The 16,281-nt window shown below is 37.2% G+C and carries 13 protein-coding genes; all 13 read left to right on the top strand.

The genetic code is table 11. From position 1 onward, the window contains the following. The first annotated feature begins 15 nt into the window (after positions 1–15). The 13 genes from ABLV17_RS12225 (at position 16) to ugd (ending at position 16,163) form a co-directional block, all read left to right on the top strand. Positions 16–1,185, top strand: coding sequence for a glycosyltransferase family 4 protein (locus ABLV17_RS12225; protein WP_213794947.1), 1,170 nt, complete (start codon positions 16–18; stop codon positions 1,183–1,185). Between the two features lie 22 nt (positions 1,186–1,207). Next, positions 1,208–2,323, top strand: a complete 1,116-nt coding sequence (locus tag ABLV17_RS12220; protein ID WP_213794946.1) for a cellulase family glycosylhydrolase — start codon at positions 1,208–1,210, stop codon at positions 2,321–2,323. Between the two features lie 39 nt (positions 2,324–2,362). Continuing rightward, a complete protein-coding gene (locus ABLV17_RS12215) occupies positions 2,363–3,424 on the top strand; it encodes a glycosyltransferase family 1 protein (protein ID WP_213794945.1) in 1,062 nt (353 codons plus the stop codon). Between the two features lie 29 nt (positions 3,425–3,453). Next, complete coding sequence (locus ABLV17_RS12210; protein WP_213794944.1) at positions 3,454–4,875, top strand: mannose-1-phosphate guanylyltransferase/mannose-6-phosphate isomerase; 1,422 nt, start codon at positions 3,454–3,456, stop codon at positions 4,873–4,875. Positions 4,876–4,891: 16 nt separating this feature from the next. Further along, a complete protein-coding gene (gene cpsG / locus ABLV17_RS12205; RefSeq protein ID WP_213316822.1) occupies positions 4,892–6,268 on the top strand; it encodes a phosphomannomutase CpsG in 1,377 nt (458 codons plus the stop codon). A 71-nt stretch (positions 6,269–6,339) separates the two neighbouring features. Continuing rightward, positions 6,340–7,494 carry a glycosyltransferase family 4 protein gene (locus ABLV17_RS12200; protein WP_087860452.1) on the top strand — a complete coding sequence of 385 codons (1,155 nt, stop codon included), beginning with the start codon at positions 6,340–6,342 and terminating at the stop codon, positions 7,492–7,494. Between the two features lie 42 nt (positions 7,495–7,536). Continuing rightward, the gene (locus tag ABLV17_RS12195) at positions 7,537–8,220 is read left to right on the top strand and encodes an acylneuraminate cytidylyltransferase family protein (RefSeq protein WP_213316823.1); all 684 of its coding nucleotides are present in this window, start codon (positions 7,537–7,539) and stop codon (positions 8,218–8,220) included. 10 nt (positions 8,221–8,230) lie between these two features. Next, a complete protein-coding gene (locus ABLV17_RS12190; RefSeq protein WP_213316824.1) occupies positions 8,231–10,471 on the top strand; it encodes an N-acetylneuraminate synthase family protein in 2,241 nt (746 codons plus the stop codon). Beyond that, positions 10,471–11,721, top strand: a complete 1,251-nt coding sequence (locus tag ABLV17_RS12185; protein ID WP_213316825.1) for an oligosaccharide flippase family protein — start codon at positions 10,471–10,473, stop codon at positions 11,719–11,721. The genes ABLV17_RS12190 and ABLV17_RS12185 overlap by 1 nt, the downstream gene beginning before the upstream one ends. After that, positions 11,711–12,217, top strand: a complete 507-nt coding sequence (locus tag ABLV17_RS12180; protein ID WP_087860455.1) for an acyltransferase — start codon at positions 11,711–11,713, stop codon at positions 12,215–12,217. The genes ABLV17_RS12185 and ABLV17_RS12180 overlap by 11 nt, the downstream gene beginning before the upstream one ends. A gap of 14 nt (positions 12,218–12,231) precedes the next feature. Beyond that, positions 12,232–13,236 carry a hypothetical protein gene (locus ABLV17_RS12175; RefSeq protein ID WP_348854303.1) on the top strand — a complete coding sequence of 335 codons (1,005 nt, stop codon included), beginning with the start codon at positions 12,232–12,234 and terminating at the stop codon, positions 13,234–13,236. A 154-nt stretch (positions 13,237–13,390) separates the two neighbouring features. Continuing rightward, a complete protein-coding gene (gndA, locus tag ABLV17_RS12170; protein ID WP_087860457.1) occupies positions 13,391–14,797 on the top strand; it encodes an NADP-dependent phosphogluconate dehydrogenase in 1,407 nt (468 codons plus the stop codon). Positions 14,798–14,996: 199 nt separating this feature from the next. Further along, complete coding sequence (ugd, locus tag ABLV17_RS12165; protein ID WP_087860458.1) at positions 14,997–16,163, top strand: UDP-glucose 6-dehydrogenase; 1,167 nt, start codon at positions 14,997–14,999, stop codon at positions 16,161–16,163. The last annotated feature ends 118 nt before the right edge of the window (positions 16,164–16,281 follow it).

Raw genomic sequence — 16,281 nt, 5'->3', positions numbered from 1 at the left:
CAATACGGTAAATAAATGAAGATATTAATGGTGAACACACTTTATGCACCGTATAAAATAGGTGGTGCTGAGAAGTCAGTCCAGTTACTTGCTGAAGAGCTTGCCGCAAAAGGTCATGAGGTTACTGTCGCGACCTTGCACGAGAATGTGGAAGTCGAAAATATTCATATGAATGGAGTCAGTGTTGTACGGTTTCCTCTGAAAAATATTTATTGGCCGTACGCCGGAAAACACTCCTTTATAAGGCGTTGTGTCTGGCATATCAACGACATATATAATAGAAAAATGCTTTGTTTGGTAGCTAGATATTTTGCTAAAAAAGAATTCGATGTTGTTCACACAAATAACTTAACAGGTTTTTCTGTTGCAATATGGACATGGGCGAAGAATAGAGAAATACCGATAGTTCATACGTCAAGAGATTATTCACTAATACATCCAAATGGAACATTATTTAAAAAAGGGAAAAATATGGATCCATTGTGTCTGGAGTCCAGAATATACTCTTTTATAAAAAAACGAATATCTAATAATGTCAGTGTTTATGTTGGAATTAGTGATTATATAAAAAAGCTACATGTAGCAACTGGTTTTTTTAAAAAGTCTGAAAAAACAGTTATTTATAATAGTGTTACAGCAAATCAATGTATAAAAAGACACGGAAGAGACAAAATAGTACTGGGTTATTTAGGTCGAATCGAAGAGGAAAAGGGTGTAGAAGTTCTGCTTAATGCACTGAGTAAATTTAAAGGGATGGAGATTAAAATTGCTGGGAAAGGTTCAGAAGATTACATTAAGTATTTAAATGAAAAATATATTAATACCGAAATGAGTTTTTTAGGTGTTGTTAATGCTAACGACTTTTTCCCACAAATTGATTACCTTATAGTACCTTCAATGTGGAATGAACCTTTAGGGAGAGTTGTTTTAGAAGCGGCATCTTTCGGTATTCCATCGATAGGAAGTGCTAAAGGTGGAATTCCGGAGATAATAAAAGACTGCCAAACTGGATATATTTTTAATAGTGAAAGCCAGCTCATTGATGTATTGAAAAAAATCAATGACAAAAGTAAAGATGATTATTTCACTATGGCAAAAAATGCATGGAATTATAGCCATCAATTTGATTCTGGGCTAATTGTAGATCAATACACAAGCGCATATGAATTAGCAAGAATAAGGTAGAGTAAAAGATAAGGTGGTGAGTATGAAGATCTATAAAAAAATGATTACATGTATAACCCTATTATCATTAACTTTTTCATCCGCCTATTCGTTTGAGATCGGGGTTGGAACACATATTTCTCATTATCCAGGAGATACAGAGAAATATATACATTTGATGAACGAATATGGTTTTACATCATTTAGGGATGGTATATCCTGGAATTCAGTAGAAGCAAAGAAGGGAGAAATGTCTATCCCTGCCAAAAACGTCCCGTTAGATGATATTTATCTTAAAGATGATTCTACTGTAACAAAGAATGCTATGTTTATTTTGGCTTATGGCAATAAAAATTATACTGACAACGGGCGTCCAAAAACAAAACAACAAGTGGATAAATTTGTTGATTACGCAACATGGGTTGCACAGCGATATAAAGGGCGTGTGAAGTATTACGAAATATGGAATGAATGGTTAGTTCATACTGGTGTTAAAAAAGGGGATACGATTCCAGATGATGACATATATCTCTATCTGGTAGAACAATCTGCTAAAGCAATAAAAAAAGTAGACCCTAATGCAATTGTAATTGCTGGTTCTCTTAATCCTATTTATGCAGGACAAGTTAATTGGATCACTAAATTAGTTCAACGAGGATTTGCAAAGAATATAGACGGAATTTCGATACACCCTTATACATACTATGAAAGAAAGCGACCGTTGCTTATGGAACCAAGTGCAGATATGGACGTAATTGATGCATTTGAAAAACGTATCAGTGCTTCTGCAGGTCGGGCAATACCAATTTATATTACGGAAATGGGTTATCCGACAACCTCCGCTATACCAGGTGGAGTGACGCAGGAACAAGCTGCTAAGTACATTTACGAATATACCGCATTGGCTAAACAACGAGGATATATCAAAGGTGTTTGGTGGTATGATCTGATTGATGATGGTTTGAATCCTAATAATAAGGAACATAATTTTGGAATGTTTAAACAGGATCTGACGCCTAAGAGTTCTGCAACGCTGATGCGCAAGTTTGCTCCGCAACTTATGAGTAATGGAGCTACGGTCGAACTAAATTCTCAAAAAGAGGTTATTATTAACAATAAAGGAAATAGCCATACTCTGGAAACTTTTTCCTCTAAGTAATAATTATCTTGTGTTTTTTTGAATAGAATTGAGGATGTGATGGCTGAAAAGATATTTATTAATGGACGATTCCTCACGCAGCATATGACAGGGGTTCAACGTTTTGCCGTAGAAATAGCGAAGCAGTTAGTTGCTAAGCAAGACAATATATTTATTGTTGTGCCAGATCTTCAAAAGATTATTGACCTTACAATGCATAAAAAGTTTAACATTGTAGAGGCCAAAGGTGGAGATGGACATTTTTGGGAGCAAATAACGCTACCCTTATTTTTGAAAAAAAACGGAAGTCCATTGTTGATTAACTTGACAAATACTGCCCCTGCATTTTACAAAAATCAAGTTGTCACGCACCATGATGTCACCTATGTCAGATATCCGGATAGCTATCCGTTGCGTTTCAGATTACTATATAAGACATTAACGCCACTTTTCTTTAACAACGCTAAGAAAATAATTACAGTTAGCGAATTTTCTAAAAGTGAAATAGCTGAAGTATATAAAATCAATAAGTCGAAGATTGAGGTTGTTTATAACGCAGTTAAAGAAGATTTTATTATAGATACCTCTTCGTCAAAAATAACGCAGAAAAATAAATATATTCTTGCTGTATCATCTCAGAATTATCATAAGAACTTCCATGGCTTGATTGAGGCATTTGAACATGCTGCACTTGACTATAATTTAAAAATTATTGGGCATAAGGCAAAGGCATTTGCATCAGTGGATTTAACAAAAGAAAATCAGCGTATAGAGTATCTTGGACGAGTTTCCGATGAAGAATTAATTGATCTTTATAGAAATGCATCAGCATTTATCTTTCCTTCATTATATGAAGGTTTTGGAATACCTCCGTTAGAGGCTCAAGCCTGCGGTTGCCCTGTAATATCATCTAAATCAGCTTCAATGAAGGAAGTTTTAAGGGATAGCGCAATATTCTTTGATCCTGAAAACTGCGCTGATATTTGTAATGCCATGACGACTGTTTTAAATGATACTGATTTACAGAAAGATTTGATTGAGCGAGGATTTAATAACGTCAAAAGATTTTCTTGGGAAAATTCTGCAAGCATTTTATTAAAAATTGTTGAAGATAATCGTTGATTACTTAGTTTAGAAGATTCGAGGTAAATATGATTCTCCCTGTGGTTATGGCAGGTGGTACTGGAAGTCGTTTGTGGCCAATGTCCAGAGAACGCTATCCGAAACAGTTTCTCCGTTTGCATGGAGAAAATTCTATGCTTCAAGAAACGGTCTCTCGTCTTGAGGGATTAAATGTAAGTGAACCTCTGGTTATCTGTAATGAACAACATCGATTCCTGGTCGCTGAGCAGTTGCGACAGATCAATCAGCTCTCAAATAATATTATATTAGAGCCTGTGGGCAGAAATACTGCTCCAGCTATTGCCTTGGCTGCTTTGAGTGCAGCTACGAAAAATAATGATGATCCTTTACTTTTAGTTCTTGCTGCCGATCATGTGATCAATAATAAAGTTGCCTTCCATGATGCAATTAAAGTTGCGATTCCACATGCTAACCAAGGTAAGTTAGTTACTTTTGGGATTGTACCAACTGGGCCGGAGACCGGTTATGGTTACATAAAGCGTGGCGAAGTTGTTGCTGAACTTGACGAGCCAGCTTATGGAGTCAAAGGTTTTGTGGAGAAACCTGATCTAAAGACTGCTACCGAATACTTAGACAGCGGGGAATATTATTGGAATAGTGGTATGTTCTTATTCCGTGCTAAAAGTTATCTGGATGAGTTAGCTCAATATCGTCCTGATATTTATGAAGCATGTAAGAGTGCAATGGCTGGTCTTGAACCTGACTCACAACAAGATTTTATCCGTGTTGATGAGGAAGCCTTCACCGCTTGCCCGGATGAGTCAGTAGACTATGCTGTAATGGAGCGAACAACTGCGGCAGTAGTCGTCCCTCTTGATGCTGGCTGGAATGATGTTGGTTCCTGGTCCGCATTGTGGGATGTGAATAATAAAGACACGACTGGCAATGTTATTAATGGCGACGTATATGCTCATAATACTTCTAATTGCTATATTAACACTGAAGAACAACTGGTCGCTGCTGTAGGGGTCGAGGATTTAGTTATTGTAAGTACGAAAGATGCAGTTCTTGTCATTAATAAATCAAAAGTTCAAGATGTCAAAAAAGTCGTTGAATATCTTAAGAAATGTAGTAGAAGGGAATATCGTTTACACCGTGAATCGTATAGTCCCTGGGGCAAAAGTGATCAAGTAGTAAGCGCCCCTCGTTATCAAATCAACAAGGTTACAGTTAAACCTGGTGGAAAATTTTCCTTACAAATGCATCACCATCGTGCTGAACATTGGGTCGTGCTGGCCGGAACTGCACAAGTTACATTAAATGAAAAAATCTATTTGCTAACTGAAAACCAATCGACATTTATCCCTATTGGATCGCAGCATATGCTGGAAAATCCAGGGAAAATTCCATTGGAGTTACTTGAGATTCAATCAGGTTCCTATTTAGGCGAAGATGATATTATTCGCATCAAAGATCATTACGGACAATAGACAGAGTATTTAACCTATGGCTACTAATTTAAAATGTTTTAAAGCGTACGATATTCGGGGTAAATTAGGTGATGAGCTCAATGAAGATATCGCGTATCGAATTGGACGCGCTTATGGTGAATATCTAAAACCTAAAGATATGGTCTTGGGTGGTGACGTTCGGTTGACCAGCGAGTCATTAAAACTAGCATTGGCCAGAGGATTGCAAGATGCAGGAACTAATGTCTTAGATATCGGTCTGGCTGGAACGGAAGAGATCTACTTTGCGACGTCGTATTTACAGGTTGATGGGGGAATAGAAGTTACAGCAAGCCATAATCCTATCGATTATAACGGTATGAAACTGGTTCGCGAGCAGTCAAAGCCTATTAGTGGTGATACAGGGCTTAAAGATATTCAACGCCTGGCAGAGAAAAATGAATTTACTGAGGTTGACTTAAAAAACCGAGGTAGTTATCGTAAAGTTTCGACGATTAATGAATACACAGAAAAGCTATTGAGCTTTGTAAATCCAGAAAACTTTAATAAACCACTGAAGTTAGCCATCAACTCTGGAAATGGTGCCGCAGGTCATGTTATTGATGCTCTTGAAGAGCGCTTTAAGAGACTGCAACTCCCAATTGAAATTATTAAGATTCACCATGAGCCTGATGGCTCATTTCCGCATGGGATTCCAAACCCATTACTTCCTGAATGTAGAAAAGATACTACTGAGGCAGTTATTAAGCATAAAGCTGACATGGGGATTGCTTTCGATGGTGATTTCGACCGTTGTTTCTTATTTGATGAGAAAGGTAATTTTGTCGAAGGATACTATATTGTCGGCTTATTAGCAGATGCATTCCTTGAGAAAAACCCTGGGGCGAAAATTATTCATGATCCTAGACTAAGTTGGAATACTATAGATATTGTCGAAAAATCCGGCGGTATTCCAATAATGTCCAAAACTGGACACGCATTCATCAAAGAACGAATGCGCTCTGAGGATGCAATTTATGGTGGCGAAATGAGTGCTCACCATTACTTCCGTGATTTTGCATATTGTGACAGTGGTATGATACCGTGGCTGCTTGTCGCTGAGTTAGTTTGCGTAAAAAATCAGTCTCTAGGAGATCTGGTTAATGATCGAGTTATTGCATATCCTGCATCCGGAGAAATAAATAGTAAACTTGAAAATGCATCAGCTGCAATTGAGAGAGTACTCAAAGTATTCGAGCCAAAAGCTTTAAAGATCGATTACACAGATGGTATTAGTCTTGAATTTTCTGATTGGCGCTTTAATTTACGGAGTTCAAATACAGAACCTGTTGTACGCTTAAATGTTGAGTCTCGTAATAATATTAAGCTTATGGAAGATAAGACTGCTGAAATATTAAAACTGCTACGAGCGTAATAGTACAAATAAAGAGGGTACATGCCCTCTTTGAAACTATTAATGCATTGCTATATACTACGGGTATCCTAATGTCTAAAGATTTTGATGTTGGCATTGTTGGTGACTGGTTTGTTACCTATGCAGGTTCAGAGAAAGTTGTTGCAGAATTACTAAAAATTTATCAAGATGCGAGTTTATATGCAGTGGTTGATTTTCTTTCAGCTGAAAACAAATCACTATTTAATAATAAGGAAATAAAAACAACATTTATTCAAAAGTTACCTCGAGCAAAAAAAAACTATCAGAAATACTTGCCTTTTATGCCTTTAGCAATTGAGCAATTAGATGTTTCAAAACATAATATTATTATCTCAAGTAGTCATGCAGTTGCTAAGGGTATATTAACTGGGCCTGATCAATTACATATAAGTTATGTCCACTCACCGATTCGCTATGCTTGGGACCTCCAACATCAATATTTACTAGGGGCTGGGTTAGATAAAGGTTTTAAAAGCTTATTAGCTCGCTGGTTGTTACATAAAATGAGATTATGGGATTATCGAACATCAAATGGTGTTGATCATTTCATTGCAAATTCACATTTTATCGCACGACGCATTAAAAAAGTATACGGACGCAATGCTGATGTAATATATCCCCCTGTTGATGTACATAATTTTACTTTATCTGAAAATAAAAAAGATTATTACATAACAGCATCTCGGCTTGTACCTTATAAAAGAATTGATCTTATAGTTGAGTCTTTTAGTCAAATGCCAGATAAACAATTAATTGTTATCGGTGATGGTCCCGAGATGGAAAAAATAAAATCAAAAGCTAAAGGGAATATTGAACTCCTTGGTTATACTGAATTTAGTAAGCTATGCGAAATGATGCAAGGTGCCAAAGCATTTGTATTTGCTGCAGAAGAAGATTTCGGTATTGCACCAGTTGAAGCAATGGCTTGTGGAACACCAGTTATTGCTTTTGGCAAAGGTGGAGTGACTGAGTCGGTTGTTCCTCTCGGATATGAACAGCCGACAGGAGTTTTCTTCAATGAGCAAACCGTCCCCTCAGTGATTGAGGCGGTGAAATTATTCGAAAATAATTATGATCAATTCTCACCACAGAATTGCCGATTGAGAGCTGAGATGTTTTCGGCTGAACGGTTTAAATCTGAGATTGAAAGTTATATTTCAGATAAATGGCAGTTGTTTAATGACGCCAAAAAAGTATTGTACTAAGATAGTATGTCTCATGGTTGTAAATAACTTAAAGGTATTATTATGAGTAACTTAGCAATAATTCCGGCTCGAGGTGGTTCGAAGGGGATTCCGGGAAAAAATATAAAAAATATAGCTGGAAAACCTCTTATTGCCTGGAGTATTGAACATGCTCTTAATTCTGATGCGATAGACCGTGTTATTGTAAGTACCGATGCTGAGGATATCGCTGAGATAGCTTTAAAATATGGTGCAGAAGTCCCTTTTTTAAGACCAGCTGAACTTGCGAATGATACAGCAGCAACGGAGCCTAGCTTAATACACTGCATCAACTGGTTGGCTGAGAACGAAAATTATACGCCTGAATATACAGTATTATTACAGGCTACTTCGCCAGTTCGTTATGCTGATACAATTGACCGAGCATTTGCTCGCTTAAAAGAGAAGCAGGCAGACTCATTACTCACAGTATGTGAGTTTTGGCACTTCCTTTGGGAGAATAACGAAAATCCGAAGGCATATTATGATTTTCTCAATCGTCCTCGCAGACAAGACATTAAGCCCGAGAGTATAAAGTTAAAAGAAAACGGATCCATATATATAACTGACACTAGCGTATTACTGAAGACAGGGAATAGACTAGGTGGAAAAGTTTCCTCTTTGATCATGAGCGAAGAGGAAAGTTTTGAGATTGATACCCAAATGGATTGGGATATTGTTGAACTTATTTTAAAAAAATATATTTGAGGGTGCTAGAATGTTAATTCAAAATAAAATTTCTGATTTTCTCGTCTTCGAAACTGAATCGGTCCTGAAAGCATTAGAAAAGATAAATCAGAACAAAAATCGTATTGTTTTTATCGTGAATGAAAACGGTAAGTTATGTGGTTCTTTTTCGGATGGTGATTTTCGTCGCTGGATAACTAATGGGGTATTTGATTTTAGTATCGAAATTGCAGAAGTAATGAATAAAGATTTTGTGTCTAAACGTGTAGATAGTCCACGCAAAGATATTGAATCTCTATTCCATAATGGCGTAAATGTCATCCCTTTAACCGACGAATATCGTCGCTTTGTTGCTGTTGCTATACAAGGCGAAAAAGGGATTGTAATAGGCAAACATATTATCTCTGACAATACTCCCTCATATCTCATTGCTGAGATTGGTAACAATCATAATGGCGATATTAAACTAGCTAAGCATCTTGTTGATTTGGCAGTAGAGGCTAATGCTGATTGTGTAAAATTCCAAATGAGAGATCTTGGTCAGCTATATAAGGGCGGGGAAGAGAAAGATAAATCTGCTGATCTTGGAGCCCAGTATACCCATGATTTATTAAGCCGCTTCCAGTTACGTAATGATGAGTTAATCGAAGTCTTTGATTACTGCAAGTCAAAAGGGCTCACACCGATGTGTACGCCATGGGATCTCAACAGCCTTGCAATTCTTGAAGAGTATGGCATGGAAGCATATAAAGTTGCATCCGCAGATTTTACCAATCATGAAATGCTTGAAGCTTTAGCTGCTACAGGTAAGCCACTTATTTGCTCCACTGGTATGTGCACTGAGAGTGAGATTAAAAAATCAGTGGATTTATTGAAATCACTAGGTGCTGAGTTTGTTATTCTGCATTGTAATTCAACCTACCCAACACCATTCAAAGATGTAAACCTTTCGTACCTAAAAAGATTACAAAATATAACAAATGGGATTATTGGATATTCCGGACATGAACGAGGTATTTCTGTTCCCATTGCTGCTGTTGCTCTTGGAGCGAAAGTTATCGAAAAACACTTTACCATTGATAAGGGTATGGAAGGGAACGACCATAAAGTATCCCTGTTACCTAATGAATTTGCTGATATGGTAAGTAAAATTCGCGAAGTTGAAGAGGCTATGGGCAATGGCGGTGAAAGGATGATCACCCAAGGTGAAATGATAAATCGTGAGAACTTGGCTAAGAGTTTAATTATTAACCAATCGTTAAAGCGTGGCCAAATTATCACGCGTGAAATGATTGAAATTAAGAGCCCGGGACAAGGTCTACAACCTCTTTATATTGATCAGTTAATTGGACGTAGTGCAATCCGTGATTTTGACAAAGGTGATTTTTTCTATGAGTCCGATCTTAATGATGCACCAATTGAAGCTCGGAATTATCACTTTAACAGGCCATTTGGTATACCTGTTCGCTATCATGACTATGCAAAATTGAAGAACAAGTCAAACCTGGACTTTGTTGAATTTCATTTGAGCTACCAGGATCTTGAGCTCGATTTGAATGACTTTTTCTCCGGTGAAGAGAATATTGGCTTTGCAGTTCACAGCCCCGAACTATTTGTAAATGACCATATTTTAGACTTGGCATCAGCAGATGCAGCATACAGAGAAAAGTCTATTAACTATTTAAACCGTGTGTGTGACATTACTCGTAGTTTAAAAGCCTTTTTCCCTAAAACGGAAAAACCCGTTATCGTTGTCAACGCCGGCGGCTTTAATACCACTGGTTTTTTACCTCGCGAATCACGTGCTGCGCTCTATGAGCGTGTAGCTGATGCGCTTAAACAGGTTGATCAGGATGGTGTAGAAATTATCATTCAGACAATGCCTCCGTTCCCATGGCACTTTGGCGGTCAGAGCTATCATAACCTTTTTGTTGATGGTTCCGAGATTGCAAAATTCTGTGGCGAAAATGGGTATCGTATTTGTCTCGATACATCGCACTCTATGATGGCTTGCAACTATTATGGCTGGGATCTTCATGACTTTACTTTAGAGGTTGGTAAATATACTGCACACATGCATATTGTTGATGCTCTGGGTGTAGATGGTGAAGGTGTCCAGATTGGTAAAGGCGATGTTGATTTTGAAATTCTTGCTCGTGATTTAAATCAAACAGCCGCGGGTATTCAGTTTATTCCCGAAGTATGGCAGGGCCACAAAAATAGTGGAGAAGGTTTCTGGCACGCACTTGATTTCCTGGAAAAATATCTCTAATGAAGAAACTTGCTGGCGCAGCGTTGCTGTCGGTAGGGGACATTTTGGGGAAGCTGATTGGCTTCCTCATCCTTCCATATTTAACGTCCAGAATGGGTACTGTCGAATATGGTATACTTACCCTCTATCTTTCATTTATTCAAATACTCATTATTCTAATATCATTTAGCGGTCAGGGGTTACTTCCTGTTAAGTTCATACAGGAAAGCGAAACTGCTGGGTTGATTTTTAGACGCGATAACATAAATTTAGGCATTGTCATATCGATCTTCTTATTCTTAATTTCGTTACTGATAAAACCTTTCCTCCATTTCTCTATTTCAGCATATGATCTTTTTTGGATTATATTTGCAGCATTAGTGCAGGCAGTCAATGTTATCAATTTATCTCATTTAAGGATTAGTCAGACATATAGAATTGCAACAATTGGGCAATTTGCTCTCTCAGTTATGAACGTGGTATTTACAGTTATACTCTTTACTGTCTTGACCGGTTCTGCGATTAACCGATTGATTGCTGTATCATTCTCTTTTTTATTTGTACAGTTATTATATTCATTTTTCATCTATTCAAAGCTAAAGATTGACAATTCGAAAACTACTTTGTCATTAGTCTGTAGGTATAAGGAGATCTTCTTGTATGGAGTATCTTTATGGCCGCATCATGGTAGTTATTGGATTAAATCGACTATAGATAGATTTTTCATTGCCCATTACCTTAGTGTATCAATTGTCGGTGTCTACGGGTTAGCGTTACAGCTATCTTCTATTCTTATGTTGTTTTTTACTGTCATTAATCAAGCCTGCCAGCCATTTATTTATCGCTATCTCAATTCGGGTGAGTTTAAAAAGGTCAGAAAGGTTCAATTGGGTTACGCAATTATAGTATTGTTTTCGGCGATGGCTTATTCTATTATTTTGCCAATTGTATTTCCTTGGCTGTTCAACTCAAAGTTCAATGATGCATTAAAATATTTTACTTATTTAATGCCGGGAACAGTTTTTATGTGTATATATTATATTTATACACATGCGTTGTTTTTTTATAAAAGGAATAAAAAAATATCATTGATCACCGCGAGTTCTATGATAGTACATCTATTAGGGATCTTAATCGTAGTCAATACAAATATCTCTGTAGAGTATTTTTGTGTTGTATATGCGATTTCAAGTGGATTTGCTTGTGGCGCAACAATTTTATTTTGTAATAAACAACTCAAAGAGGTAGCCAATAATAAGTATGTTGCATAGACTGAGATTAGCTATTAGAAAAATCGCACGTTCCTTTTACACTAAAAAAGTAATAAAGAGCGCGGCAAAAACTGGGGTTGGAATTAAAGTTAATTTTAAGACTGTTGTTAATAAAAATACTACTCTCGGAAATAATTTCAACTCAAATGGTTTGATCATAATAGGTCGAGGAAAGGTTTCTATAGGTGATAATTTTCATTGTGGCTTAGGTTGTTATATAATTACAGAAAATCATAATCATAAAGGCGAAAAAATACCTTATGATTCGACATATATTGTAAAAGATACTGTCATTGGTGATAATGTTTGGCTGGGTATAAATGTAACTATTTTACCCGGTGTTACAATAGGAGAGGGCGTCATAGTTCAAGCAGGGAGTGTTGTGGTAAACGATGTCCCCCCTTTATCTATTGTTGGTGGCCATCCAGCGAAAGTTTTTTCGCATCGAGATGCGGAACATTACTTCCAGCTTAAAGATAATAAACAATTCCACTAACATGAGGTCTTGCGTTGAAATATTTAGCATATATTGAATCTCCGCTTCAAGCATTTAATTTAATGGAGTATGTAAATAATAATGACATAACAGTTGATTTATTGGTAATTAACAAGAAAAGTGCAGTGTCAAACCTAAATTATTCTCAAATATGTTATGTCCTTAAATATTTCAAATATCGAGAAGTTATCTCTACAGATATAGAGTCAAATCGCCATAATATAGCTAAAATTAAAGAGTTTGCGAAATCAATTCCATCCCTTGGGAGTGAACCTGTGTCGTTAATTGGGGGGGAGTACAGATCGCTTATTTTTTGGTTTATTGCAGGACAGTATAAAAAAAGGAAGTTATTTATTCTTGATGATGGGACTGCAACCTTACGGTTAAATCGGCGTACCAGGTCATTCAAGCACTTGATTCGTGATAAGATATATGGTTTTCTTGGTTGTGTCGATAATTTTGTTGAACCTATAAACTTCATTTCCGTTTATCCTATAGCAGATAAAATATCATTAAATGATAGTGTTGTGACCCATCAATATAATTATTTTAGGCATCTTACAAATAGTTTTTCCAACGAAGAGAATACGATTTATATCATTGGGGTTCCTTTGCTTGAAGCCGGTGTAATTACGGGTGATGATATTGCACTAACGCTATCTCTTATAGTTGATTTAGAATCTAAATATAAAAACGACTGTAAAAATTTAGTTTACATTCCGCACAGGCGCGAGCGCAAGGATAAAATTGATATCATTGGGCGGAAAGTTAATGTTAAATATCTGGAGTATCCATTCGAATTACTGCCGCTAGTCAGTGGAAATAATGTAAAACATATTGCAGGATTTTATTCATCACTTTTCGATAATATGGTCTCAATTTATGCTGAACAGCTAGTTGTTGATAGCTATTATGTGCCATCCGCCGTTGTGACCCCTGATTGGATTGATTTCGTTAAGAATCTTTATAATAATTATGAAAAATACGATTCGCAGACATTTAAGCTAAATAATTTGTAATAGATGCTTCTTTGACTATTCGGTATATTGCATTAATAATGCACAATTTAATAAGGCACTTAATGCTATACGCTCTTGAATGTTTGAGCTAACATAAGAATCACATCTAAACTGTGACCATCGTCGCAGTGACTTATCAAGACAGGAGTATGTAATGTCCAAGCAACAAATCGGGGTTGTCGGTATGGCTGTCATGGGGCGTAACTTAGCGCTTAACATTGAAAGCCGCGGTTATACCGTCTCCGTGTTTAACCGCTCCCGTGAAAAGACTGAAGAAGTGATTGCTGAAAATCCAGGCAAAAAGCTAGTTCCATACTTTACGGTCAAAGAGTTCGTCGATTCATTAGAGACGCCTCGACGTATTTTGTTGATGGTAAAAGCTGGCGCTGGTACTGACAGTGCAATCGACTCTCTTAAGCCTTACCTTGATAAGGGCGATATCATAATTGATGGCGGCAACACATTCTACCAGGATACGATCCGCCGCAACCGTGAACTTTCTGCCGAAGGATTTAATTTTATCGGCACTGGGGTTTCTGGTGGTGAGGAGGGGGCCCTCAAAGGGCCTTCGATTATGCCTGGCGGGCAGAAAGAGGCGTATGAGTTAGTTGCTCCTATTCTCAAACAAATCGCCGCTCTAGCTGAAGACGGTGAGCCTTGCGTCACATATATAGGTACTGATGGTGCAGGCCATTATGTGAAGATGGTGCATAATGGTATCGAGTATGGTGATATGCAACTCATTGCTGAAGCTTATGCCTTACTTAAATCGGGCCTTGCTCTCACTAATGAAGAACTTGCATCTACTTTCACTGAGTGGAATAAAGGTGAGTTAAATAGTTACCTTATTGATATCACGAAAGATATTTTCACTAAAAAAGATAATGAGGGTAATTATCTTGTAGATGTGATTCTTGATGAGGCCGCTAATAAAGGTACTGGAAAATGGACTAGCCAAAGTGCATTAGATCTTGGTGAACCCCTTTCTCTGATTACAGAATCTGTTTTTGCTCGCTATATTTCATCTCTCAAAGAGCAGAGAATTGCTGCCTCAAAAGTTTTAACTGGGCCTAAGCTTCAATTAGCTGCTGATAAAAAAGAGTTTATCGAGAAAGTGCGTAGAGCTCTTTATCTTGGTAAAATTGTATCGTATGCACAAGGCTTCTCACAACTGCGAGCAGCATCTGATGAAAATAATTGGAACCTTAACTACGGTGAGATTGCTAGAATTTTCCGTGCTGGATGTATCATCCGTGCTCAGTTCTTGCAAAAAATTACTGACGCATATGAGCACGATGACGGTATTGCGAATTTATTATTAGCCCCATATTTCAAGCAAATTGCTGCTGAATACCAGCAAGCGTTGCGAGATGTAGTTGCTTATGCAGTACAGAATGGCATACCTGTTCCGACATTCTCAGCGGCTATTTCATATTATGATAGTTACCGTTCTGCAGTACTTCCTGCAAACCTTATTCAAGCGCAACGAGACTATTTTGGTGCTCATACTTATAAGCGTATTGATAAAGAAGGTGTGTTTCATACAGAATGGCTAGAGTAATCCACTTGCCAGGGTGACTTAAAGCCTCGATTCTAAACAGTCGAGGCTTTTCTTTGATTTTAATCAAAGCGTTTCCTCAATTTATTTTATAGACAATGATAACCATTGTCGTTTAAATATAAGGTTCAGATACTTATACTTTAATTAACTAGTTTAATCTAATCTTACTGTCCACCTAACTATTTAAAAGTGTAATCGAATGAAAATTACTATCGCCGGTACAGGGTATGTTGGTCTTTCGAACGGGATTTTAATTGCTCAAAACCATGAGGTAGTTGCATTAGATATTGTTCAGTCTAAAGTTGACATGCTAAATGAAAAGATCTCTCCTATTGTGGATAATGAAATTCAAGATTTTTTATCTAATAAAAAATTGAATTTTAGTGCCACTACTGATAAGCAAAAAGCTTATCAGGATGCAGATTTTGTCATAATCGCGACTCCTACTGACTACGATCCCAAAACTAATTATTTTAATACTTCAAGTGTTGAAGCCGTCATCCAGGATGTTATTGATATTAACCCAAGTGCTGTAATGGTTATTAAGTCTACTATACCTGTAGGCTTTACTAATAGTATTAAAAAACGTTTTGGGATCGATAACATAATTTTTTCACCTGAGTTTTTGCGTGAGGGACGCGCTCTGTATGATAACCTACACCCATCACGCATTGTTGTAGGAGAGCGCTCAGCTCGTGCGGAGAGTTTTGCTAACTTATTAAAACAAGGTGCTGTCAAGCAGGACATTCCTACCTTGTTTACTGATTCTACAGAAGCTGAAGCAATAAAGTTGTTCGCTAATACTTACCTCGCACTTAGAGTTGCGTATTTTAATGAGTTGGATAGCTACGCAGAGAGCCAAGGCCTTAATAGTAAACAAATTATTGAGGGAGTTTGTCTTGATCCACGTATAGGAAACCATTACAACAATCCTTCATTCGGTTATGGCGGATATTGCCTTCCTAAGGATACTAAACAACTTCTTGCGAATTATGCCTCGGTTCCAAATAATATAATTGGTGCTATCGTTGATGCCAATAGAACTCGTAAAGATTTTATTGCAGATTCAATACTTGCACGCAAACCAAAGGTTGTTGGTGTCTATCGTTTGATAATGAAAAGTGGGTCTGATAATTTCCGTGCTTCTTCGATACAAGGTATAATGAAGCGCATAAAAGCTAAGGGGATTCCAGTAATAATTTATGAGCCAGTCATGAAAGAAACTGAGTTCTTTAATTCAAAAGTCGTGTCTGATCTTGAAGAGTTTAAACGTGAATCTGATGTGATCATTTCTAATAGAATGGCTGATGAATTAAGTGACGTTAGTGATAAGGTTTACACTCGTGATTTATTTGGAAATGACTAATTATTAATGGGAGTACCGGTAAACGCTTACCGGTACTTCTTTTTGTATATACTATTCATCAGTTGACCGCCTGACCGCCTGACCGCCTGACCGCCTGACCGCCTGACCGCCTGACCGC

The organism is Klebsiella sp. CN_Kp091, from assembly GCF_040065095.1.
Lineage (GTDB): Bacteria > Pseudomonadota > Gammaproteobacteria > Enterobacterales > Enterobacteriaceae > Klebsiella > Klebsiella aerogenes.
This window is presented reverse-complemented; position numbering and strand designations above follow the sequence as displayed.

What these genes read in the sequence shown, in the direction of transcription:
- ABLV17_RS12225 (WP_213794947.1), top strand. Translation starts at nt 16, where the DNA reads ATGAAGATATTAATGGTGAACACACTTTATGCACCGTATAAAATAGGT.
- ABLV17_RS12220 (WP_213794946.1), top strand. Translation starts at nt 1,208, where the DNA reads ATGAAGATCTATAAAAAAATGATTACATGTATAACCCTATTATCATTA.
- ABLV17_RS12215 (WP_213794945.1), top strand. Translation starts at nt 2,363, where the DNA reads ATGGCTGAAAAGATATTTATTAATGGACGATTCCTCACGCAGCATATG.
- ABLV17_RS12210 (WP_213794944.1), top strand. Translation starts at nt 3,454, where the DNA reads ATGATTCTCCCTGTGGTTATGGCAGGTGGTACTGGAAGTCGTTTGTGG.
- cpsG (WP_213316822.1), top strand. Translation starts at nt 4,892, where the DNA reads ATGGCTACTAATTTAAAATGTTTTAAAGCGTACGATATTCGGGGTAAA.
- ABLV17_RS12200 (WP_087860452.1), top strand. Translation starts at nt 6,340, where the DNA reads ATGTCTAAAGATTTTGATGTTGGCATTGTTGGTGACTGGTTTGTTACC.
- ABLV17_RS12195 (WP_213316823.1), top strand. Translation starts at nt 7,537, where the DNA reads ATGAGTAACTTAGCAATAATTCCGGCTCGAGGTGGTTCGAAGGGGATT.
- ABLV17_RS12190 (WP_213316824.1), top strand. Translation starts at nt 8,231, where the DNA reads ATGTTAATTCAAAATAAAATTTCTGATTTTCTCGTCTTCGAAACTGAA.
- ABLV17_RS12185 (WP_213316825.1), top strand. Translation starts at nt 10,471, where the DNA reads ATGAAGAAACTTGCTGGCGCAGCGTTGCTGTCGGTAGGGGACATTTTG.
- ABLV17_RS12180 (WP_087860455.1), top strand. Translation starts at nt 11,711, where the DNA reads ATGTTGCATAGACTGAGATTAGCTATTAGAAAAATCGCACGTTCCTTT.
- gndA (WP_087860457.1), top strand. Translation starts at nt 13,391, where the DNA reads ATGTCCAAGCAACAAATCGGGGTTGTCGGTATGGCTGTCATGGGGCGT.
- ugd (WP_087860458.1), top strand. Translation starts at nt 14,997, where the DNA reads ATGAAAATTACTATCGCCGGTACAGGGTATGTTGGTCTTTCGAACGGG.